Here is a 22,097-nt window from a genome sequence, read left to right as displayed (position 1 = left end):
GTCTGTGGGGGATCCGGGAGGGTGCGGTACGGTCGATTCATGGGTGCGCGGTGAACCGGTGATCGCGCGTTGTGCACGGCCGAGGCTTCGGTGCGGCCGAACCGTCGTGGGGCAGGTGAAGGCGTGAGCCGGTCCGTACGGGTTGTATGGGACGACGAGCTGATCTCCTATGACTTCGGCCCAGGTCATCCCCTCGCACCCGTCAGGGTCGAGCTGACCATGGCGCTCGCCCGTGACCTCGGCGTCCTCGACAAGGTGGAGATCGCGGGCTGCGCTCCGGCCACCGACGACGAGCTGGCGATGGTGCACCGGCGCGACTACATCGAGGCCGTCAAGCGGGTGTCGGTCGCCGGCCGTCCCGACCTGTCCTGTGGTCTGGGTACGGCCGACAATCCGGCCTTCGCCGGGGTGCACGAGGCATCCGCGCTGGTCGCGGGCGCCTCGCTCGCCGCCGCGCGCGCCGTCTGGACCGGAGAGGCCGAGCACGCGCTGAACGTCGCGGGCGGGCTCCACCACGCCATGCCGGGGGTGGCCAGCGGCTTCTGCGTCTACAACGACCCGGCCCTCGGCATCGCCTGGATGCTCTCGCAGGGGGCACGGCGCATCGCGTACGTCGACGTCGACGTGCACCACGGCGACGGTGTGCAGGCGATGTTCTACGACGACCCGAGGGTGCTGACGATCAGCCTGCACGAGAGCCCGCGCACGCTGTTCCCCGGCACCGGGTTCCCCGGCGAGACGGGCGCGGACGGCACGGCCGTCAACGTCGCCCTCCCGGCGGGGTGCGGCGACACGGGGTGGCTGCGGGCCTTCCACGCGGTGGTGCCGCCGCTGTTGCGGGAGTTCGCGCCCGAGGTGCTCGTCACCCAGCACGGCTGCGACAGCCACGCCCTCGACCCGCTGGCCCACCTCATGCTGAGTGTCGACGGGCAGCGGCAGGCGTACGCCGCGCTGCACGACCTCGCCCACGAGACCGCGGGCGGCCGGTGGATGGCCACGGGCGGAGGGGGCTACGAGCTGGTGCAGGTGGTGCCGAGGGCGTGGACCCACCTGATCGCCGAGGCCGCGGGCGACCCCGTCGAGCCGGCCACGCCCACGCCGCAGAGCTGGCGCGACTTCGCGGCGCGGCGAACGGGGGAGATCGCGCCACTGACGATGACAGATGGTCGTACGCCGGAATTTCGGGATTTCTCCGACGGTTACGACCCCGGGGACCCCATCGACCGAGCGATCATGGCGACGCGGAGGGCGGTCTTCCCCTTCCACGGCCTCGATCCTCAGCCCTGATCGGCCCGGCCGCGACGGCCGCGGGCCCCCGGAGATACAAGGTCGCAGACGACCTGTCTAGTGGACGGAGTGAACGATGGAAACCGCGACTGCACCTTCGCGGGAAGAGCTGAAAGACCACCTCATCCGGGCGAAGATCGCAGGAGACGTGGCGACCAGCCGGGAGAACAACCTCGACCACTACCGTTCACTGGCCAACCGTGACCCTCATTACATGTTCGGCCTCACCCTCCAGGGCGAGTGGACCTACCGGGACATCCTTTCCCTGATGGCCAAGTCCGCCGGCGTCGTCGCCGACCCGGAGCACCGGTACGGGCAGGACACGATCGACCCCGAGCGCACGCTCGACGCGCTCGACGCGATGGGGGACCGGATCGCGGCCGTGCTCAAGCGCGACAACCCGCGCGTCCTGGTCGCCACCGGCCACCCCACCGGCCTCCTCACCACACACCTGGCCCTGGCGCGCCTCGCGCGGGAGCGCGGCGCCGAGCTGCTGACTCCGAGCGAGACCCGTTCGTTCGCCAGCGCCGGACTCGGCCGCAAGCGACGCATCCGCTACCTCGACGACGTCGCGATGCTGGACGACGGCGGCGCGCTGGTGCACACCCACGACCCGGCGCCCATGCAGGCGATGCTCGCCGAGCTCGGCGACGGCCGGCCCGACCTGGTGATCGGCGATCACGGATGGGCCGGCGCGGCGGGCGAGGCCGGGATCGAGACCGTCGGGTTCGCCGACAGCAACGACCCCGGGCTGTTCGTCGGCGAGGCCGAGGGCAAGATCGCGGTGTCCGTCCCCCTCGACGACAATGTGTTGCCGCGGCACTACGAACCGATGAACCGCTACCTGATCTCCCGCATCGCGAGTGGCCTCTGAGACGGGTGGTACGCGATCCGGGCCGCCCCTAACCGTCCTTTCGCCCGCGCGTTAGCCCCGGCGCATCGACCGTTTGCCAACTTTTTTGTGATCCCGGGCGACTCTAATGGGACACGATTGGACCGTGTTCAAGATCGAGACCAGGGTTCCGTGTGGCTGCTGGCCAGCGATTTTCGCCATTCCGGTGGCGTGGGTCTCCGTGGACTGGTGGAATAGGGGGTTTGCGCGATCGGAGACGCGTTCTACGCTGACAGCAGTACACGTGCGTGAGCAATGGCACCAGTGGGGATAACCCGGAAACACGTGCGGAAGAGGCGTCCGATGGGTGCAGGCGAAAGACCTCTCAGCGAGGTGAAGTTCCTGACGGTGGCGGAGGTCGCCACCGTCATGCGGGTGTCCAAGATGACGGTGTACCGGCTGGTCCACTCAGGTGAGTTACCGGCCATCCGGGTCGGGCGATCCTTCAGGGTGCCTGAGCAGGCGGTGCACGACTACCTGAGGGATGCGTTCATCGAAGCGGGTTGAAGGCAGCAGTAGCACATCACCTGACGAACGCATGGCATGTCAGGGTGCGGCCCCGGCCGGAGACGAAGCGGGTGCCTTCGCTCGCGTCGTGGCCGGTCAGGGGGCGACACCCGTCGGTGGGCCACGCGGGATCCCCCCGGGGGAGCGATCGACCGTGAATCGCCGGTAGGCTGTTGAATCGGTGTGCTTCCTGGCGAGGCGCCGGTGCGAGCCCTCGGCGTGCCGCAGCTGCGGTGCGTCCAAGGGCTGAGCGCAGGGCGCGTCTCGTCGCGAGGGCACACGCCGTTTTGACAAACCTACCTTCACCTGGGGGTCCCGTGGGCTCTGTGATCAAGAAGCGTCGTAAGCGCATGGCCAAGAAGAAGCACCGCAAGCTTCTCAAGAAGACCCGTATCCAGCGGCGTAACAAGAAGTAAGCAGCGCGGACCGACGACGCAGAGCGGCCGGGCCAGGTGTAGGGATCTTTCGCCCGGTGAGCACCTGAGCAAGCGCGCGACCCACGACATGTGATCCTGCGAGGCGCCGATGACCCACACCGTGCTCGTCACCGGGGTCTCCCGGCACGTCGGCGCCCGAGTGGCGAGCGTTCTCGCAGCCGATCCGGACATCGACCGGGTCATCGGAGTGGACACCGTGCCGCCGCCATCGCTCGCGCGAGGCGGCGGCGGCGTCGCGCTGGGCCGTACCGAGTTCGTCCGGGTTGATCTGCGCAGCCCGGACATCGCGCAGGTGATCGCCGCCGCCGACATCGACACGGTCGTGCACGTGAGCCTGGTCAGCGCTCCCTCCAGGAACGCGGGCCGGTCCTCGATGAAAGAGCACAACGTCATCGGCACCCTGCAGCTGCTGGCCGCGTGCCAGCGGTCCGCCACGGTGCGCAGGGTGGTCGTCCGCTCGACGACCGCCGTGTACGGCTCCTCGTCGCACGACCCGGCGGTCTTCACCGAGGACGTCGAGCCGGCGGAGCCGCCGAGTCACGGCTACGCCAAGGACGCCACCGAGGTCGAGGCGTACGTGCGGGGGTTCGCACGTCGCCGCCCCGACGTCACGGTCTCGACCCTGCGCTTCACCAACTTCATGGGGCCGGGTGTCGACTCGCCGCTGACGCGTTACTTCACCCAGCCCGTGGTGCCGACCGTGCTCGGCTTCGACCCGCGCCTGCAGTTCGTCCACGAGGACGACGGCGTCGAGGTGCTGCGGCGCATGGCGGTCGAGGACCACCCCGGCACGTTCAACGTCGGAGGTGAGGGCGTCATGCTCCTGTCGCAGTGCGTGCGCCGCACCGGCCGTCCCACCGTGCCGGTGCCCTCCACGGCATTCCGCCTGATCGGCGACCTCGCCCGCGGCGTCGGCCGGGTCGACTTCTCCCCCGAGCAGCTCGCGCTGCTCAGCTACGGGCGGGCCGTCGACGCCGCCAGGCTCGCGGCCGAGCTCGACTGGCGGCCCAAGTACACCACCGCGGAGGCGTACGACGATTTCCTCCGCTCGCGTGGCCTGTTTGCCGCTACGCCACTCACTGTGATCGACTGGATCACCACGGTGCTGGCTGAGGGCGGGAAACGGTGAAGCAGAGAGACGAATCGCACGACTTCCGTGGCGAGGAGCACGAGGACGCCCGGGTGATCCCCATCACCTCCGCGCGCCGTCACACCGGCGAGGAGAGGGCCGCCGCCGTCGAAGATCGCGTGACCGAGCTGCTCGCGTTCCTGCGCCGCCGGCTGGCCGGGGAGTACGAAGTCGACGAGTTCGGGTTCGACCCGGAGCTCAACGACAAGGTGCTGCTGGAGCTGATCCGGCCGCTGTACCGCCATTGGTTCCGCGTCGAGACCTTCGGCCTGCCGCACGTGCCCGAAGAGGGCGGCGCGCTGGTCGTCGCCAACCACTCCGGCACCGTGCCGGTCGACGCGCTGATGCTCCAGGTGGCGCTGCACGACGACCATCCCGCCCACCGCCCGCTCCGGCTGCTGGGCGCCGACCTGGTCTACAAGCTTCCCGTGCTCGGCCACCTGTCGCGCAAGTCCGGCCACACGCTCGCCTGCCCGGAGGACGCCGACCGGCTGATGCGCAAGGGCGAGCTGGTGGGGGTCTTCCCCGAGGGCTTCAAGGGCGTGGGCAAGCCGTTCTCCGACCGCTACAAGTTGCAGAGGTTCGGCCGGGGCGGGTTCGTGGCCTCGGCGATCCGGGCCCAGGTGCCCATCATCCCGTGCTCCATCGTGGGGGCCGAGGAGATCTACCCCAAGATCGGTGACCTTCGCTCGCTGGCGCGCCTGCTCGGCGTGCCGTACATCCCGATCACGCCGCTGTTCCCGTGGCTCGGGCCGCTCGGCCTGATCCCGCTGCCCTCGAAGTGGATGATCCAGTTCGGTGAGCCGGTGCGCACCGACGAGTACGACCCGGAGGAGGCCGACGACCCGATGCTGGTCTTCAACCTCACCGACCAGGTGCGTGAGCTCGTCCAGCAGCAGCTCAACCGGCTCCGCCTCCACCGCGGTCACGCCTTCCCGCCGTTCTTCTAGCAGGCCTCGCCGGTCGCGTGGCCGGCGACGAGGTCCACCACCAGCCGTACGCCCGCCCGGTTCCAGCCGCCCGGCCGGGTCACCGCGTACATGCGGCGCCGCAGATCGAGTCCCCGGAGCGGGACGGCGGCGACGTCGTCGCGGTCGGCGGCGAACTCGGGCACCAGCGCGACGCCGAGCTCGGCCGCGACGATGTCCAGCACCAACTCCAGGCTGTCGGCTCGGTGCGCCACGACGGGGACGAAGCCGGCCAGCGCGCACACCCTGGCCGCCAGCTCGTCGTCGGCCTTGCCACGCGAGTTGAGCACCCAGGGAGACCGGGCGTAGGCGGCGAGCGCCGCGGGGAACTCCGCCGTCTCCGGCACGGACCCGTTCCGGGGGACGACCAGCACCAGCGGCGTCTCGCACAGCAGCAGCGACGGGCCGTCGCACGTCCAGGGCACCAGGTTGTAGTCGTAGACGAAACCGAGGTCGACCAGGCCGTCGTCGAGCAGGCTCATCACCTCGTCGGGCTCGTGCTCGTGCAGGTGCGGCCGCAGGTCGGGGTGTGAGCGCGCCAGCTGGCGCGCGACGGGCAGCAGGTCGTGGGAGATCGCCCCGGCGTAGGCGGCGATGCGCAGCACTCCGGCTGGCTCGCCCTGCGGGTCGAGCGCGGCGCGTGCCTCCGCCACCGACGCCAGGATCCGCCTGCCGTGCTCGGCCAGCCTGCGCCCGGCCGGGGTCAGCCGCACCTTCCGTCCCGCGGGCTCGACCAGCGCCGTGCCCATCTCCCGCTCCAGCGCGGCCAGTTGCTGGGAGACGGCCGAGGTGCCGTACCCGGTGGCGGCGGCGACCGCGCGGAGGGTGCCCCGCCGTTCGAGCTCGACCAGTACGCGCAGCAGGCGAGTGTCCATGGGAGCATTGTCCGCGTTCCGCGGACATCATGTCCATGATTACGTGGTGGACGTGGACGGTGTGGTCGCGCTGACATGGTGGACGTGACCGACACATCCTCTCCAGCGGTACATGTCACCATCGCCGGCCCGCCGGGTTCCTCCCGAGGCGGCCGGACGGGCGCCGTCGCGATGGCGTTGGGGTCGATGACATCCATCCAGATCGCCTCGGCGGCCTCCACCGGCCTGTTCGCGAGCGTCGGCCCGGCGGGCAGCGCCTGGATCAGGCTCACCTTCGCCGCCGTGGCGTTCGCCATCGTCGCCCGGCCGAGGGTCTGGGCCCTGCCGCGGGCGGACCTGGGCTGGTCGCTCGTGCTCGGCGCGGTCAGCGGAGCGCTGACCGTGCTGTTCGTCGAGTCCATCGCCCGCATCCCCCTCGCCATGGCGACGGCCCTGGAGTTCCTCGGCCCGCTGGCGGTCGCCGTGCTGCGGCGCGCCGGGCGGTGGGGGCTGGTGTGGCCCGCGCTCGCGCTGACCGGAGTGCTGGCGCTCACCCGCCCCTGGCAGGGGGACGCCGACCTGGCCGGAGTGGCGCTGGCGCTCGGCGCGGCGGTCTGCTGGGGCGCCTACATCCTGCTCACCCGACGTGTGGGCGAACGGCTGCCGGGCGTCCAGGGCCTGGCGATCTCGATGCCCGCCGCCGCGGCGGCCACGGCGGCGTTCGGCCTGCCGCAGGCGCTTCCCGGCCTCTCGGCACAGGTCCTGTGGCAGTCCGCGGTGCTCGCGCTGCTGGTTCCGGTGCTGCCCTACACCCTGGAGCTGCTCGCCCTGCGCCGGCTGCCCAGCGCGGTGTTCGGCGTGCTGATGTGCCTGGAGCCCGCGCTGGCGGTGCTGGCCGGGCTCGTGCTGCTCCGTCAGGTCCCGGCGCCCGTCCAGCTGGCCGGCATCGTGCTGGTGACCATCGCGGGCATCGGCGCGAGCCGTACGGCACGGTAGATCACCGAGCCGCGGCGAGGCGTGCTACATCGAGCGGTAGTGCTTGCGGAGGGCTATGGCGGCCGCGACGCCGCCGGCCAGGGCGCCGGCGGCGGCGGCGATGGGGAGGCCGATCATGGTGGCCTTCCGGCCGGTGCGGAAGTCGCGGGTCTCCCACTTGTTCTTGCGGGCGTGTTCGAGCAGCTCGCTGTCGGGGTTGATGGCGTACGGGTGGCCGACGAGCTGGAGCAGGGGCAGGTCGTTGGCGGAGTCGCTGTAGGCCGTGCAGCGGGACAGGTCGAGCCCTTCGCGCCGCGCCAGCGCCTTGACGGCCTCGGCCTTGGCGGGGCCGTGCAGCAGGTCGCCGACGAGACGGCCGGTGTAGACGCCGTTCTCGGTCTCGGCGACGGTGCCGAGGGCGCCGGTGAGCCCGAGGCGCTGGGCGATCACCCGGGAGAGCTCGACCGGCGTGGCGGTGACCAGCCACACGCGCTGCCCGGCGTCGAGGTGCGCCTGCGCGAGGGCGCGGGTGCCGGCCCAGATGCGGTCGGCCATGACCTCGTCGTAGATCTCCTCGCCGAGGCGCACGACGTCGTCGACCTTCAGACCGGCGACGAAGGCGAGGGCGGTCTCCTTGGCCTGCGCGATGTGCTCGGGGTTCTCGTTGCCGCGCAGGCGGAAGATCGCCTGCCCGACGGCGAACTTCAGCAGGTCCTTGGTGGTGAACAGGCCGCGGGAGGCGAGGCCCCGGGCGAAATGGTAGATCGAGGCGCCGCGCATCATCGTGTTGTCGACGTCGAAGAACGCCGCCGCGGCGGTGTCCGGCTCGGCCGCGGGGGGAGTGGCTACCGCGGCGGCCGCCGCGACCTCTCCGGCCATCTCCGCTTCGGTGTGCCGTCGTAGTAACCGCCTCATAGCACCTCAGCTTAACCGGGAACAGGGGGTGTGATCGGTGTACGAGGCGTTAGCGTGGCGTGACGTTTGGCGCACGGGACAGGGGGTTCGTCCCATCCGTCCCGATCGTCCCGTACCTGATGAAAGGCCTGATCAGGGATGCACGCCGGGGGTGTGCTCGGGGCCGGCGAGGTCGTCGATCATGTCGAGGTAGGCACTGGCCTTCATCCGGTCGTCGTCGCCGAGCTGCGGGATCATCGGCTCAACAACATCACGCTGCTCCTGCGTGAAACGCTTCAGCGTCGGCGCGTGGCTGCCGCCGTCGGTGCGCTTGACGTGACCGAGAGCCGACAGGGCCGAGCGGGTCGTGCGCGTCATCTCGTCGAGGGTGGGCCCGATGAGCCGGGCGCGGCGGGAGTCGGGGTAGCCCAGCAGCGCGGCGGCCTCCGTCGCGCGGGAGTGGGCGGCGCTCAGCTCGCGCTGGGCGCGTTCCATGTCGTCGGTCGTGAGGCTGAGCAGGGTGGCCTCGGCGGCACGCTTGATCGGGTACAGCCGGTCGCCGGGCACGGCGCCGTACGTCTGGATGCCGGTGAAGATCAGGAGCCCGGCCGTGACGACCACGAACGTCGCAGGCCGGAGCCTGACGAGGAAGGGGGCGCGGTGCCTGACCGGCGGCGGGTCCGGGACGGCGTCGGCGGAGGCGGCCTGCGCGGCGAGCAGCTCCTCACGGAGCCGGGAGCGGAAGTCGGGGCGCGGACCGCTCGCGGGGTCGGCGCCGATCTCCTCGAGCCGGTTCAGGAAGTGCGGTCGGGATCCGGGCCGTGTGTCGGAGGCCCGAAACCTGCGCAGCCACTGCGAAGGCCCCCACTCGCTCATGAAAGCTCCCTAGCCCGCGCGCACTACGATGATCCATAGGTGCTACTTGCCCAACGATGCGGGGAGCCCTGAGGTTACGGCCGCCCTGCTGTACCGCGATGCCTCGCGGCGCCAGCCTAGATCAATTCAGGTCCTCGGGCAGCGCCCTGGCCAGTGCGCGGATCGCGCGGAACTGCAGGGCCTTGATGGCGCCGCTCTTCTTTCCCATGATCAGGGCCGTCTCCGCCAGCGACATGCCGTGCAGGAAGCGCAGCACGACACATTCCTGCTGCTCGGGGCCGAGGTCGCGCACCGCGCGCAGGACCCGCTCGTTCACCATGGTGGCGACCACCGCGTTCTCCGGGATGTGCGAGCCGTCCAGCGGGGTGTCGAGGACCTCGGCGGTGGAGACTTCCAGGCGGTAGCGGCCGGACTTGAAGTGGTCGGCGACGAGGTTCCTGGCGATCGTCACCAGCCAGGCGCCGAAGTCCCTGCCCTGCCAGGTGAAGTCCGCCATGCGGCGCAGGGCCCGTAGGAACGTTTCACTGGTGAGGTCTTCCGCGAGGGCGTGGCAGCCGACCCGGAAGTACACGTAGCGATAAACAAGATCGACATAGCGGTCGTACAGCGCCCCGAAGGCGTCGGTGTCGCCGGTTTTGGCGCGGAGGACCACCCTCCGGAGTTCGTCGGAGTCCGGGTGAGGGCGCTCTCGCTGGTCAGCGCTGGCGCGCGTGGCGTTCAGTGTATCGGCCGATCCTGGAGGGGAAAGCCCGGCGACCGACCAAGAGTTCGACATCCGGTATCCCGGGGGAGGAAAGGGAAGGGCGCGTGCGTGCTCGAACACTCTAGAAATCATCGGGAAATTACACAATCCACTTTGCCTCAGTAACTACCTCTCGTAACAGGAGCCATGCGGCACTTCGGGCCTCGGCTACCTCTCCGGAGGTAATGTCCGGCAGAGTTGGGACCATCATGGAAGCCCTCGTTGCCGTCACCGCCTTCGCCGGCGCGCTGTTCGCCGCCATCACCACCGGCATCCTGGTCGGGCGTCTCCGCGACGAACGGAGCGGCTGGCTCATCGCCTGGACCGTGACCACCGCGTCGCTCTGCCTGGCCCTCGGTGCGATCGCCATCGGGCACCTCATGGGGTTCGGGTCCGTCACCTTCCGCGTCTACCAGATCACCGGGGCGTTCCTGGCGCCGTTCTGGCTCGCGATCGGCCTGATCCAGCTGCTCGCGCGAAAGCCCCGGGGACGATTCGCCGCCTGGCTGTTCGGCACGGCGTTCACGGTCGTCAGCACGGTGATCATGGTCGTCGACCCGATCAGCCAGCCCGAGAAGTTCACCAAGGCGCTGCCGCTCGCGGACACGCACTGGACGATCATCCCGACGGCCCTGCTCACGGCCGCCCACGCCCTGACGTACCTCATGCTGATCGGCTGCCTCATCCTGGCCGTGCTGAGATGGCGCAACGGCGACGACGTCGACGCCGACAACATGCACGCCGGCGTGGTGCTGGCGCCGACGGGGCTGGCCCTGGTGGGAGCGGTGCGCTTCGCGATCCCCGGCGTGTTCGCGGCGCTGGTGGTCACGCTCATGGTCGGCGCCGTCTGGTACGCCGTGGCCCGACCCCTCGCGCCCTACGACGAGGAGCGCGACGACGACGACGAGGACTGGGACGACGAGCCCGCCCCCCGGCGCGCGCCCGAGCCGCAGCCGGCGTTCGAGTCCGGCGGGGGCAGGCGCGGCCGCCGGGCCGAGGCGGACCCCGGGGCCGACCGGAGCGTTCCCGAGCCACAGGCGATGTACGACTCGGGACCCGGCGCGCGCGGCCCCGAGGCCGGCCCGGGCCCCCTCGGGCCCACTCCGGCGATGCCGCCGCCGCCCCGCCGTTCGGGCCTCGGCGACCTCGTCGCGGAGTACCGCGCGGGCGACCAGGGCGAGGTGGACTTCGCGGCCCGCATGCAGCCCTCCGGAGGCTTCGTGGGCCCGATGACCGGCGAGTTCATCGGTCCCGACGTGGCCGCCCAGGGGCCCGCCGGCCCGGTCGGCTACCCCACGCCGGGCCAGAACGCCGCCCACCGCGCCCCCGTGCCTCCGCCGCAGGACCCTTCCATGCCCGCCACGGGCGTGCTGTTCTCCGCCGCCGAGATCCAGAACCAGTCCTTCGGGCGCCCTGATCCGCAGGTGCCGCCCCCCGTCCGGGCCGACGTGCCGGTCGCCTCGGCGGGGTCGGTGAAGCCGTCCTCCGGCATCTACGGGCTGCTGACGGTGTTCACGCTGATCGACGGGGCGGGGGAGGCGTTCGACCGGCTGGCCGAGGAGACCGTGGAGGCCGTGCGCCGCAGCGAGCCGGACACCTTGATCTTCGCCTGCCACTCGGTCAAGTCGGCGCCCCTGCAGCGCATCGTCTACGAGATCTACCGCGACGAGGTGGCGTTCACCGAGCACCAGCGCCAGGCCCACATGGAACGGTTCGCCCGCGAGCGCGTGGCCCACGTGCTCGCGGCCAACGTGATAGAGCTCAACGTCAACGCGGCCAAGGTGGTGCCGCTGCCCACGGCCTTCCGTCTGTGACCCGGCGAGGGCCGGGGCCCTCAAACCGCCAGGGCGGCGCGCAGGCGGGCCTCGTCGACGCGCCAGAAGTCGTGCTGCACGCCGTCGACGAACGTGACGGGAATCAGATCCCCGTAGGCCTTCTGGTCCTCCTCGGAAGCGGTGATGTCACGCTCCTCGACGGGGACCCCGAGCTCGGCGGCCACCCGCTGGATGATCGCCCTGGCGTCGTCGCACAGGTGACAGCCGGGCTTGCCGAGCAGAGTGATCGTGTGGTCTCGCGCAGGCATGGGCTCAGCCTAACGGCCCACGTGGGACGTGGGCTCGATCACACTGGGAGGGCCGGATCCCGGACCGCCACCCCTACCTGGGATGGTGGGACCCGAGAGTGGGCGCTGCGACTTTGTGCATAGCTTCACAAAGGTACTAATCTAGATGCCTGCGCCCTCTCCTCGACATCCGTCGCAACCGCGAGCGCGGCCGGGGCGCACCGGCCGCCCGTCCCCTGGAGTTCCGGCCGAAGTGATCCGCCGCATGTCTCAAGCGCGCGAACGTGGCATCCCCGATGCGACCGTCGCGCGGTTGCCGCTTTACCTGCGCGCACTGAACGGGCTCGCGGAACGGGGCACCGCCACCGTCAGCTCCGAGGATCTCGCCGTCGCCGCCGGGGTGAACTCCGCCAAGCTCCGCAAGGACCTCTCGCACCTGGGGTCGTACGGCACGCGCGGCGTCGGCTACGACGTCCAGTACCTCATCTACCAGATCTCGAGGGAGCTAGGGCTTACTCAGGACTGGGCCGTCGCCATCGTCGGAGTCGGTAACCTCGGCCGGGCGCTCGCGAACTACGGAGGGTTCGTCTCGCGTGGGTTCCGGGTGGCCGCGCTGTTCGACGCCGACGCCTCGGTGGTCGGCGAGCGCCTCGTCGGCATGACCGTCGACCACATCGACGAGCTGGAAAACGTGATCAAGAAGCGGGGGGTGTCCATCGTGGTCATCGCGACGCCCGCCTCGGCCGCCCAGGAGGTGGCCGACAGGGTCATCGCCGCCGGGGTCACGAGTATCTTGAACTTCGCCCCCGTGGTGCTCTCGGTGCCCGACGGAGTCGATGTTCGCAAGGTCGACCTATCCACCGAACTGCAGATCCTCGCGTTTCATGAGCAGCGCAAGGCGGACCGGGAAGCAGGGAGCCCCATGATGGCCGACGACTTGGCCGAGGCGATGGATCTATGAGCCTTCTCGCGGTTGGTCTCAGTCACCGGACGGCGCCCGTGGCACTGCTCGAACGCGTGTCCGTCACCGGCGACGCCCTGGTCAAGCTTCTGCACGACGTCCGCGCCGACGCCCACGTCTCCGAGGTGATGATCGTCTCGACCTGCAACAGGGTCGAGGTCTACGCCGAGGTCGACCGGTTCCACGCCGCCGTCACCGCCATCACCGATCTGCTGAGCGACCACTCCGGCGTCCCCCAGGAGCAGCTCACCCGCCACCTGTACGTCCACTATGAGGACCGCGTCGTCGAGCACCTGTTCACCGGGGTCTGCGGGCTCGACTCCATGGTGCCGGGCGAGGGGCAGATCCTCGGGCAGGTGCGCCAGTCGCTGCGGCTCGCCCAGGAGCAGGGCACCGCCGGCACCACCCTCAACGAGCTGGCCCAGCAGGCGCTGCGCGTCGGCAAGCGGGCCCACACCGAGACCGGCATCGACCGGGCGGGCGCCTCCCTCGTCAGCGTGGGGCTCACCCTCGCCGAGCGCGTCCTCGGCCCGATCGCCGACAAGCGCGCCCTGGTGGTCGGCGCCGGGTCGATGAGCGCCCTGTCGGCGGCCACCCTGAGCCGCGCGGGCGTCACCGACATCGTCGTCGCCAACCGCACCTTCGACCGCGCCGTACGGCTCGCGCAGAGCGTCGGGGGCCGCGCGGTCGAGCTGGCCGACGTCGAGAGCGAGCTCGCGGCCGCTGACCTGGTCATTTCGTGCACCGGAGCCGGTAACGTTGTCATCGGCACCGAAATGGTGGCGCGCACCTTACGCGACAAGCCTCTGTTCCTGCTCGACCTCGCGCTCCCGCACGACGTCGACCCGGGCGTCCGCACGCTTCCCGGCGTCACGCTCGTCGACCTGGAGTCGATGCAGGAGGCCGGGATCGGCGGCGAAGGCCAGGGGGGCGTCGCGTCCGACGAGATCGCGGCCGTCCGCGCCATCGTGGCGGCCGAGGTGTGCGAATACCTCAGGGCCGAGCGCGCGGCGAAGGTGACGCCGACGGTGGTCGCGCTCCGCGCGAAGGCCGCCGACGTCGTCGAGAGCGAGCTCGGACGGCTCGTCACCCGGGTGCCCGAGATCGACGCCCGGGTGCGCGGCGAGATCGCCCAGACCGTCCGCCGGGTCGTGGACAAGCTGCTCCACGAGCCGACGGTGCGTGTCAAGCGGTTGGCGGCGTCACCGGCGGGCGATCATTATGCTGAGGCGCTGCGCGAGCTGTTCGATCTGAATCCGAAGGTGCCCGAGGCAGTGACCAGGGCTGATGTGGCCGAGGTGGAGACCGACTCGACCGGTCGGGCCGGCGAGGAGGAGGCATGAGCGAGGAGCGGGCGCAGAGCACAGGGGTGAGGACCCTTCGTCTCGGCACGCGCCGCAGCCTGATGGCCACCAGCCAGTCACAGCTGGTCGCCGACCGCCTGACCGAGCTCACCGGGCGCCCCGTCGAGCTGGTCGGCGTCACGACGTTCGGCGACGTCACCAAGGCCCACCTCGCCCAGCTCGGCGGCACCGGCGTGTTCGTCAGCGCCCTGCGCGACAAGCTGATCGAGGGCGAGATCGACTTCGCGGTCCACTCCCTCAAGGACCTGCCGACCAAGCCCGATCCTCGGGTCGTGATCGCGGCGATCCCTCCGCGCGACGACCCCAGGGACGCGCTCGTCGGCGCCGCCAAGTTCGACGACCTCGCGCCCGGCGCCAAGGTCGGCACGGGCTCGCCGCGCCGCGTCGCCCAGTTGCGCGCGCTGCGCCCGGATCTCGACTACGTCGCGATCCGCGGCAACGCCGACACCCGTATCGGTAAGGTCACCTCGGGCGAGCTCGCCGCCGTCGTGCTGGCCGCGGCCGGCCTCGGGCGCATCGGCCGCGAGGCGGAGATCGCCCAGGTGTTCGACGTCACCGAGATGCTGCCCGCGCCCGGCCAGGGGGCGCTCGCCGTCGAGTGCCGCGCGGACGACGCCGAGATGATCGAGTTGCTCGGTGTCATGGACGACGCGCGCACCCGCGCCGCCGTCGATGCCGAGCGGGCCGTGCTGGCCGCCCTCGAGGCCGGTTGCAGCGCCCCCGTAGGTGCGTACGCCGTCGATGACGGGCACATTCTCAACCTGACCGCCGCCGTGGTCGCCTTCGATGGCACGCGGTCGGTGCGCAAGTCCACCGCCGGTGAGCCCTCGGCCGCCATGGAACTCGGCCGCGAACTCGCGACCGCCATGATCGCCGAGGGAGCCGGCACGTTGATGGGGGAGCGGACCCATTGAGCTCCGGAAGCCAGACCAGCAAGACCGCCCAGACCGGTACGAAGGCGGAGACGAGCGGCCACGACGGCGGCCGGCGGCGTGAAGCCGGCTTCGTCGCCTTCGTCGGCGCCGGCCCGGGCGACGAGAACCTCCTCACGCTGCGCGGCGCCCACCTGCTGGCGCGGGCCGACGTCGTCGTCCTCGACCAGCAGGCGTTCGGCGCCCTGCTGCACCACTGCTCCCCGCACGTCAAGGTGGTCGACATCGCCGACGAGACGGGGGCGGTGTCGCTGAAGGCCGTGCAGGAGGCCAAGGCGGGCTGCCGCGTGGTGCGCGTGTGCGCCGGCGACCCCGGTTTCTTCTCCTCGGTCTCCGAAGAGGTCGCGGCCTGCGCGAAGGCCGACGTCGAGTTCGAGATCGTCCCCGGCGTGCCGCCCGCGACGGCCGTGCTGACCTACGCGGGCATCGCGCCCGCGGTGTCGGTGCCGGAGTTCCGAGTGGTCGACGCCGGGCAGGTCGCCGACTGGTCCGCCCACGCCGCCTTCGACGGCACCCTGGTGATCTACAACGGCATCGCCGAGGCCGTGCCGATCGCCAAGGCCCTGGTCGCGGCCGGCAGGCCCGACACCACCCCGGTGGCGGTGACGCAGAGCGGCACCACCACCGAGCAGTACACCGTGGTCTCCTCGCTCGGCAGGCTCGCCCCCGACCTCAAGCACGCCGGCATCGCCGAGCCCGCCCTGATGGTCGTGGGCGACGCCGTGACCGGCCGCGACCGGCTCTCGTGGTTCGAGAACAAGCCGCTGTTCGGCTGGCGGGTGCTGGTCCCGCGCACCAAGGAGCAGTCGGCCGGGCTGTCGGAGCAGCTCCGCTCGTACGGCGCGGTGCCCGAAGAGGTGCCGACGATCTCCGTCGAGCCGCCGCGCACCCCGCAGCAGATGGACCGCGCGATCAAGGGCCTGGTGACCGGCCGCTACGAGTGGGTGGCCTTCACCTCGGCCAACGCCGTCAAGGCGATCAGGGAGAAGTTCGACGAGTACGGCCTGGACGCCCGGGCGTTCGCGGGCCTCAAGGTCGCCGCGGTTGGCGAGGCGACGGCGAAGGCCCTGGTCGAGTTCGGCGTCAAGCCCGATCTCGTCCCCGTCGGCGAGCATTCCTCCGAGGGCCTCCTCGCCGAGTGGCCGCCGTACGACTCCATGCTCGACCCGATCAACAGGGTCCTGCTGCCGCGCGCCGACATCGCCACCGAGACGCTGATCGCCGGGCTCACCGAGCTGGGCTGGGAGTGCGACGACGTCACCGCCTACCGCACGGTCCGAGCGGCCCCGCCGCCGGCGCCGATCCGGGAGGCGATCAAGGGCGGCGGGTTCGACGCGGTGCTGTTCACCTCGTCCAGCACCGTCAGGAACCTCGTCGGCATCGCCGGCAAGCCGCACAACGTCACCGTGATCGCGGTCATCGGCCCGCAGACCGCCAAGACGGCCGAGGAGTTCGGCCTGCGGGTCGACATCATGGCCGACAAGCCTTCGGCTTCGGCCCTCGCCGCCGCCCTGGCGGAGTACGGTGCCAAGCAGCGCCAGGCGGCCCTGGCCGCCGGCGACGTTCCTCGCCGGCCCTCGCAGACCCGCAGGGGCGCCCGGCGCCGAGCGAAGTAACCCAACGAGATCCCCATCGTCGCGCCCCAGGCGCCGTGCGCGTCCGCGACAGGGTCGGGGAGGGGAGACAACCAGATGAGCAACGCAGAGTTCCCGGTGGCGCGGCCTCGCAGGCTGCGCCGTACCGCCGCGATCCGCCGTGTGGTCGCGGGCACCCGGCTGCACCCCGCCGAGCTGGTGCTGCCGATGTTCGTCAAGGAGGGCATCACCGAGCCCCAGCCCGTGACGTCCATGCCGGGCGTCTTCCAGCACACCCGCGACTCGCTGCGCAAGGCCGCGCACGAGGCCGCGGAGGCGGGCGTGGGCTCGCTCATCCTGTTCGGGATCCCGGCCGTCAAGGACGCCAGGGGCTCCGGCGCCGACGACCCCGACGGCATCGTGCAGGTGGCGCTCGCCGACCTGCGGGCCGACCTCGGCGACGACATGGTCGTCATCACCGACACCTGCCTCGACGAGTTCACCGACCACGGGCACTGCGGCATCCTCACCGCCGACGGCGAGGTCGACAACGACGCGACGCTGGAGCGGTACGCCTCGGCGGCCGTCTCCCAGGCGGCGGCCGGCTCACAGGTCATCGCCCCGAGCGGCATGATGGACGGCCAGGTCGGCGCGATCCGCGCCGCGCTCGACGACAACGGCTTTTCGCACATCCCGATCCTGGCCTACTCCGTGAAGTACGCCTCGGGCTTCTACGGGCCCTTCAGGGAGGCGGCGGAGTGCGCGCCGCAGTTCGGCGACCGCAGCGCCTACCAGCAGGACCCGGCGGGCCCTCTGGGCGAGGCCCTGCGCGAGGTGCGTCTCGACCTCGCCGAGGGCGCCGACGCCGTCATGGTGAAGCCCGCGCTGGCCTACCTCGACATCCTGCGCCAGGTGCGCGACATCGTCGAGGTGCCGGTGGCGGCCTACCAGGTGAGCGGGGAGTACGCCATGGTCGAGGCGGCGGCGGCCAACGGCTGGATCGACCGCGAGCGCATCATCATGGAGTCGCTCACCGCGATCAAGCGGGCCGGAGCCGACATGATCCTCACCTACTGGGCTACGGAAGTGGCCAGAAGACTATCCTGACGGGCCATTTTCCGGGGGTCGGGTCACCTGAGCCGACTCCCATCAGGCATCATCGGGGAAAGGCGCGGGTGGGGGAGGAACGCACATGGTGGGGGTACCACTGACGGCTCGCCGGGCGAAAAGGCGCGGCCGCACGCACGGCAAGGCTCAGACGATCACCTCGGTTCTCGAGTACGCCGAGCTCGGATGGGCCAGCTGCCTGGGTGCCCACCCGCTGCGTGAGGGCAGGCGCGCGTGTTCGTGCGACCGCGTGGGCTGTCCCGACCCAGGTGCTCATCCGGTGTCGCCGGCCTGGCAGATGATGGCCACCACCGACACGGCCCTGCTGACCCGATGGTGGCAGCAGGACCCCGAGGCCAATGTGATCCTGCCCACGGGCAGGGTGTTCGACGTGTTCGACGTACCCTCCGCGGCGGGCCACACGGCCCTCGCCGCCATGGACTCCGCGGGTTTCGCCACGGGCCCGGTCGCCACAGGAGGCGACCGGGTCCTTTTTTACGTCGCCACGCGCGGCGCCCCGGAGGACGAGGACGAGTGGTGGTCCTGCCACCTCGACTGCGGCCCGGAGACGATCGACGAGACGCCCGGCCTGCGCTGGCACTGCCGCGACAGCTACGTGCTCGCCCCGCCGTCCCAGCTGGCCGACGGCAGCCAGGCCCGCTGGCTGCGCCCGCCCGACGGCCGTCCCCTCCCCGACCCGCTGCACGTCCTCGACTGGCTGGCCGACGCCTGCGAGTGACCGGCGGTCTCCGCTCATGCCCCGCTCCCGCCCGGATGAGCCACCGCCGGCCCCGGGCACTAACCTTGGGACAGTGAGCGGTACGAAGATCTCAGAGGACCTTTTCGCGCGCGCCCGGGCCGTCGTGCCGGGAGGCGTCAACTCCCCGGTGCGGGCGTTCGGCGCCGTCGGCGGCACCCCGAGGTTCATGGAGTCCGGTGAGGGCCCCTACATCGTCGACGCCGACGGCAACCGCTACGTCGACCTGGTCTGCTCCTGGGGTCCGATGATCCTCGGCCACCGGCACCCCGCCGTCGTCGAGGCGCTCACCGAGGCTCTGTCGCGTGGCACGTCCTTCGGCACCGCGACTCCGGGTGAGGTCGAGCTCGCCGAGGAGATCGTCTCCCGCGCTCCGATCGAGATGGTGCGCCTGGTCAACTCGGGCACCGAGGCCACCATGTCCGCCGTGCGGCTCGCGCGGGGCTTCACCGGGCGTTCCCGCGTGGTGAAGTTCGCCGGCTGCTACCACGGCCACGTGGACGCGCTGCTCGCCTCCGCCGGCTCGGGCGTGGTGACCTTCGGGCTGCCCGACACCCCCGGCGTCACCGGCGCCGCGGCCGCCGACACGATCGTGCTGCCCTACAACTCTCCCGAAGAGGTCACCGAGGCGTTCAGGGAGTACGGCGACCAGATCGCCTGCGTGATCACCGAGGCGTGCCCGGCCAACATGGGCGTGGTGCCGCCGCTGCCGGGCTTCAACGCCCTGCTGCGCGAGCTGTGCACCGCCCACGGCGCCCTGCTGATCATGGACGAGGTGCTGACGGGCTTCCGCGTCTCCGCCGCCGGTTGGTACGGCATCGACCCGGTGGAGGCCGACCTGATGACCTTCGGCAAGGTCATGGGCGGCGGGCTGCCCACGGCGGCGTTCGGCGGGCGCATGGAGGTCATGAGCCGGCTCGCGCCCGAGGGGCCGGTCTACCAGGCGGGCACCCTCTCGGGGAACCCTCTCGCCTGCGCCGCCGGGCTCGCGACGCTGCGGGGCTGCGACGAGGAGGTGTACGACAAGGTGGACGCCGCCGCGCTGATCATCGGCCGTGCCGCCTCGGACGCGCTCGCCGCGGCCGGGGTGCCCCACCGGCTGCAGCGCGCGGGCAACCTGTTCTCGATCTTCTTCACCGCCGACTCCGTCACCGACTTCACCGGCGCGCGCAGCCAGGACACCGAGGCCTACCGCGCGTTCTTCCACGCCATGCTCGACCAGGGCGTCTACCTGCCGCCGTCGGCGTACGAGGCGTGGTTCCTGTCGGCGGCCCACGACGAGGAGGCCGTCACCCGGGTGGTCGAGGCGCTTCCCGCCGCCGCCAAGGCCACCGCCGCGGCGTCGGCGTCCGCCTGACGCTTCAGCGCCACGCGACTTTCGGCAAGGAATCATTTAGCATCTCTATATGCTGGATCTCCATCGGCTGAAGGCCCTGCACGCGGTCGCGGTGTACGGCTCCGTCGGCGCCGCGGCCGAGGCGCTCATGGTGACGCCGTCGGCGATCTCCCAGCAGATCGCCAAGCTGGAGCGCGAGATGGGCGCCACGCTCATCGAGCGCAGCGGGCGCGGGGTGAAGCTCACCGACGCCGCCGGGCTGCTCGCCGAGCACGCCGAGCGCATCCTGGCGCTGGTCGAGACCGCCGAGGCCGACTTCGAGGCGCTGCGCGGCACCGTCGTCGGGCGCCTGACCATGGCCGCGTTCCCCACCGCGGCCCGGGGCCTGCTCCCCTTCGCACTCAAGGAGCTCAGGCAGCGCCACCCCGAACTCGACATCGTGCTCTACGAGCGGGAGCCCGAGCGGCAGGTGCGCGAGGTGGCCCGGGGAGAGCTCGACCTCGCCCTGGTCCAGGACTGGATGAACCGGCCGATGGCCATCCCCGACGGGCTCTCCCGCGCCACGCTCCTCGACGACGTGGCCGACGTGATCATGTCCGCCGACCACCCCCTGGCCGACCGCCGCGAGATCGACCTCGCCGACCTGCACGGCGAGCGGTGGGTCAGCTCCTCGCCGGGCACCGTCTGCCACGACTGGCTCGTCTTCACGCTGCGGACGGCCGGCCTGGAGCCCGACTTCTCCTGCATGGCCGACGAGTATCCGACACAGATCGCGCTGGTGGCGGCCGGTCACGGCTGCGCCATCGTGCCCCGGCTCGGCCGGGATTTCCTGCCTCCCGACGTGCGGGCGGTGCCGGTGCGGCCGCGTCCGACCCGCCGCATCTTCGCGATCTGGCGCACCGACGCCGCCCGCCGTCCGGCGATCCGCGCGGCGGTCGAGGTGCTGCGCGAGATGTCCCCCTCACCCGGGGTGGTGCGCGCGGACGCGCGCGACGCCGTCACCGCAAGCCGTGCCGCGCGGCAGGCGCACCAGTAGGCTGGTGTCCGTCATGACTGAAACCACCGTTGTTCACCTGCTCCGCCACGGAGAGGTGCACAATCCCGAAGGGCTCCTGTACGGCAGGCTGCCCGGATATCACCTTTCCGACAACGGCCGCTCGATGGCCGACATGGTGGCCAAGGCGCTCGCGGGGCGCGACATCGTCGCGCTGTTCAGCTCGCCGCTCGAGCGCGCGCAGGAGACGGCCGCCCCCCTCGCCCAGAGCACCGGCCTGGAGATCCAGACCGACGAGAGGCTCACCGAGGCCGAGAACGTCTTCCAGGGCATGGCGGTCGGTGGCATGTTCCGTGCGCCGGGCAACTACCGCTACCTGTGGAACCCCCGCCGCCCCTCCTGGGGCGAGCCGTACGTCCAGGTGGTCGAGCGCATGCGGTCGATCATCAACGACGCCCGCCGCCGGGCCCGTGGCCACGAGGTCGTGCTGGTCAGCCACCAGCTCCCCATCTGGATCATCAGGCTGGCCGCCGAGGGCCGCAGGCTGTGGCACGACCCGCGCCGCCGCCAGTGCGCCCTGGCCAGCGTGACCAGCTTCACCTTCGAGGGCGACAGACTGGCGAGCGTCGGCTACAGCGAACCCGCCGGGGCGCTCATCAAGCCCCAGAACCTGGCCAGGCCGCGCTAGCCGCGAGGCACGAGCCCGTACGACGACGAAGCCCGCCGCCTCAAGGGGCGCCCCTCGCCGCCGAGCGGAGCGAGGCAAAGAAAACACAGCCCCTCCCCGATTTCGAGGGTGTGCGGTGCGGTGGGTAGGGTTTGAAGCTCTACCGGTTGTAGTGCAAGGAGATCCTCCTCCGTGTCGGCCAAGTCACGTGCCCTTGTCATCGCAGCGCTGGCCATGACGGTGCTCGCGGGCTGCGCGGGCACCCCGTCGCAGCCGCAGTCCGGCGACACCCGCTTCGTCGCCGGCGACGGCAGCATGCAGGTCTTTCCCGCCACCGCACGGCAGGCGGCCCCGGCCGTGCAAGGGGAGACGCTGGAGGGCGGCGCGGCCGGTCTCGCCGACCACAAGGGCAAGGTGGTCGTGCTGAACTTCTGGGCGTCCTGGTGCGCGCCCTGCCGCAGCGAGGCCCCGGTGCTCAAGGACATCGCCGCCAAGACCAAGGATCGCGGGGTCCAGTTCATCGGCGTCGACTTCAAGGACGACAAGGCGCAGGCCCTGGCGTTCCAGCGCACCCAGCAGCCCGGCTACCCCAGCCTGTTCGACCAGCCCGGCAGGGTCGCGCTCGCCTTCCACGGCATGGTCAACCCCGCCGCCATCCCCTCCACGCTCGTCCTCGACCGGCAGGGCCGGGTCGCCGCCCGGGCCCTCGGTGAGGTGCAGTACTCCAGCCTGCTCGACGCGGTCACCAAGGTCAGCGATGAGAAGTGACGTGATCCCTGACG

The 22,097-nt window shown here is 71.3% G+C and carries 23 protein-coding genes; 18 read left to right on the top strand and 5 right to left on the bottom strand.

All coding sequences use genetic code 11. From position 1 onward, the window contains the following. Positions 1–123 precede the first annotated feature (123 nt). The 6 genes from KIK05_RS08090 (at position 124) to KIK05_RS08065 (ending at position 5,202) form a co-directional block, all read left to right on the top strand. Positions 124–1,287 (top strand): acetoin utilization protein AcuC, encoded by a 1,164-nt coding sequence (locus KIK05_RS08090; RefSeq protein ID WP_214409956.1) that lies wholly within the window; start codon positions 124–126, stop codon positions 1,285–1,287. 76 nt (positions 1,288–1,363) lie between these two features. Continuing rightward, positions 1,364–2,161 carry a phosphatase gene (locus KIK05_RS08085; protein ID WP_214409955.1) on the top strand — a complete coding sequence of 266 codons (798 nt, stop codon included), beginning with the start codon at positions 1,364–1,366 and terminating at the stop codon, positions 2,159–2,161. A 321-nt stretch (positions 2,162–2,482) separates the two neighbouring features. After that, positions 2,483–2,686: a helix-turn-helix domain-containing protein gene (locus KIK05_RS08080; RefSeq protein WP_030456159.1), complete on the top strand. Its 204-nt coding sequence runs from the start codon at positions 2,483–2,485 to the stop codon at positions 2,684–2,686. 317 nt (positions 2,687–3,003) lie between these two features. Beyond that, positions 3,004–3,102 (top strand): 30S ribosomal protein bS22, encoded by a 99-nt coding sequence (locus KIK05_RS08075; protein WP_018654693.1) that lies wholly within the window; start codon positions 3,004–3,006, stop codon positions 3,100–3,102. A gap of 109 nt (positions 3,103–3,211) precedes the next feature. Continuing rightward, positions 3,212–4,252 carry an NAD-dependent epimerase/dehydratase family protein gene (locus KIK05_RS08070; protein ID WP_214409954.1) on the top strand — a complete coding sequence of 347 codons (1,041 nt, stop codon included), beginning with the start codon at positions 3,212–3,214 and terminating at the stop codon, positions 4,250–4,252. Continuing rightward, complete coding sequence (locus KIK05_RS08065) at positions 4,249–5,202, top strand: lysophospholipid acyltransferase family protein (RefSeq protein ID WP_308249808.1); 954 nt, start codon at positions 4,249–4,251, stop codon at positions 5,200–5,202. The genes KIK05_RS08070 and KIK05_RS08065 overlap by 4 nt, the downstream gene beginning before the upstream one ends. On the opposite strand, the gene KIK05_RS08060 is transcribed toward KIK05_RS08065, so the two are convergent. Further along, entirely contained in the window at positions 5,199–6,095 is an 897-nt protein-coding gene (locus KIK05_RS08060) for a LysR family transcriptional regulator (protein WP_214409953.1), read from the bottom strand. The two genes, KIK05_RS08065 and KIK05_RS08060, sit on opposite strands and share 4 nt — an antisense overlap. Positions 6,096–6,281: 186 nt before the next feature. On the opposite strand from KIK05_RS08060, the gene KIK05_RS08055 reads away from it, so the two are divergent. Then, positions 6,282–7,070, top strand: a complete 789-nt coding sequence (locus tag KIK05_RS08055) for an EamA family transporter (protein ID WP_214409952.1) — start codon at positions 6,282–6,284, stop codon at positions 7,068–7,070. A 24-nt stretch (positions 7,071–7,094) separates the two neighbouring features. Here the strand turns inward: KIK05_RS08055 and KIK05_RS08050 are convergent, their stop codons facing one another. The 3 genes from KIK05_RS08050 to KIK05_RS08040 all read right to left on the bottom strand — a co-directional run bounded on the left by KIK05_RS08050 (position 7,095) and on the right by KIK05_RS08040 (position 9,471). Continuing rightward, entirely contained in the window at positions 7,095–7,964 is an 870-nt protein-coding gene (locus tag KIK05_RS08050; RefSeq protein WP_214409951.1) for an HAD family hydrolase, read from the bottom strand. Between the two features lie 132 nt (positions 7,965–8,096). Next, positions 8,097–8,819, bottom strand: a complete 723-nt coding sequence (locus KIK05_RS08045; RefSeq protein ID WP_214409950.1) for a DUF5667 domain-containing protein — start codon at positions 8,817–8,819, stop codon at positions 8,097–8,099. A gap of 121 nt (positions 8,820–8,940) precedes the next feature. Further along, positions 8,941–9,471 (bottom strand): sigma-70 family RNA polymerase sigma factor, encoded by a 531-nt coding sequence (locus KIK05_RS08040; protein WP_308249807.1) that lies wholly within the window; start codon positions 9,469–9,471, stop codon positions 8,941–8,943. Between the two features lie 299 nt (positions 9,472–9,770). On the opposite strand from KIK05_RS08040, the gene KIK05_RS08035 reads away from it, so the two are divergent. Beyond that, positions 9,771–11,375 carry a putative quinol monooxygenase gene (locus tag KIK05_RS08035; protein WP_214409948.1) on the top strand — a complete coding sequence of 535 codons (1,605 nt, stop codon included), beginning with the start codon at positions 9,771–9,773 and terminating at the stop codon, positions 11,373–11,375. 20 nt (positions 11,376–11,395) lie between these two features. Here the strand turns inward: KIK05_RS08035 and KIK05_RS08030 are convergent, their stop codons facing one another. Then, entirely contained in the window at positions 11,396–11,644 is a 249-nt protein-coding gene (locus KIK05_RS08030; protein ID WP_214409947.1) for a glutaredoxin family protein, read from the bottom strand. A 244-nt stretch (positions 11,645–11,888) separates the two neighbouring features. Here KIK05_RS08030 and KIK05_RS08025 point away from each other — a divergent pair, with 244 nt between their 5' ends. From KIK05_RS08025 to KIK05_RS07980, 10 genes are all read left to right on the top strand, one after another. Beyond that, on the top strand, positions 11,889–12,584 hold the full coding sequence (locus tag KIK05_RS08025) for a redox-sensing transcriptional repressor Rex (protein WP_214410128.1): 696 nt from the start codon (positions 11,889–11,891) through the stop codon (positions 12,582–12,584). Then, entirely contained in the window at positions 12,581–13,927 is a 1,347-nt protein-coding gene (locus tag KIK05_RS08020) for a glutamyl-tRNA reductase (protein ID WP_214409946.1), read from the top strand. Before KIK05_RS08025 ends, KIK05_RS08020 begins: the two co-directional genes overlap by 4 nt. After that, on the top strand, positions 13,924–14,862 hold the full coding sequence (gene hemC / locus KIK05_RS08015; RefSeq protein ID WP_214409945.1) for a hydroxymethylbilane synthase: 939 nt from the start codon (positions 13,924–13,926) through the stop codon (positions 14,860–14,862). Before KIK05_RS08020 ends, hemC begins: the two co-directional genes overlap by 4 nt. Further along, positions 14,859–16,496, top strand: coding sequence for a bifunctional uroporphyrinogen-III C-methyltransferase/uroporphyrinogen-III synthase (locus KIK05_RS08010; protein ID WP_214409944.1), 1,638 nt, complete (start codon positions 14,859–14,861; stop codon positions 16,494–16,496). The genes hemC and KIK05_RS08010 overlap by 4 nt, the downstream gene beginning before the upstream one ends. 75 nt (positions 16,497–16,571) lie before the next feature. After that, the gene (gene hemB, locus KIK05_RS08005; RefSeq protein WP_214409943.1) at positions 16,572–17,561 is read left to right on the top strand and encodes a porphobilinogen synthase; all 990 of its coding nucleotides are present in this window, start codon (positions 16,572–16,574) and stop codon (positions 17,559–17,561) included. Positions 17,562–17,646: 85 nt separating this feature from the next. After that, on the top strand, positions 17,647–18,300 hold the full coding sequence (locus KIK05_RS08000) for a bifunctional DNA primase/polymerase (RefSeq protein WP_214409942.1): 654 nt from the start codon (positions 17,647–17,649) through the stop codon (positions 18,298–18,300). A 73-nt stretch (positions 18,301–18,373) separates the two neighbouring features. Next, a complete protein-coding gene (hemL, locus tag KIK05_RS07995) occupies positions 18,374–19,675 on the top strand; it encodes a glutamate-1-semialdehyde 2,1-aminomutase (protein WP_308249805.1) in 1,302 nt (433 codons plus the stop codon). Between the two features lie 49 nt (positions 19,676–19,724). Next, complete coding sequence (locus KIK05_RS07990) at positions 19,725–20,690, top strand: LysR family transcriptional regulator (RefSeq protein WP_214409940.1); 966 nt, start codon at positions 19,725–19,727, stop codon at positions 20,688–20,690. 13 nt (positions 20,691–20,703) lie between these two features. Beyond that, complete coding sequence (locus KIK05_RS07985) at positions 20,704–21,336, top strand: histidine phosphatase family protein (RefSeq protein WP_214409939.1); 633 nt, start codon at positions 20,704–20,706, stop codon at positions 21,334–21,336. 171 nt (positions 21,337–21,507) lie between these two features. Then, entirely contained in the window at positions 21,508–22,083 is a 576-nt protein-coding gene (locus KIK05_RS07980) for a TlpA family protein disulfide reductase (RefSeq protein WP_308249804.1), read from the top strand. Positions 22,084–22,097 lie beyond the last annotated feature (14 nt).

It is taken from the genome of Sphaerisporangium fuscum, from assembly GCF_018531465.1.
Classification (GTDB): domain Bacteria; phylum Actinomycetota; class Actinomycetes; order Streptosporangiales; family Streptosporangiaceae; genus Sphaerisporangium; species Sphaerisporangium fuscum.
This window is presented reverse-complemented; position numbering and strand designations above follow the sequence as displayed.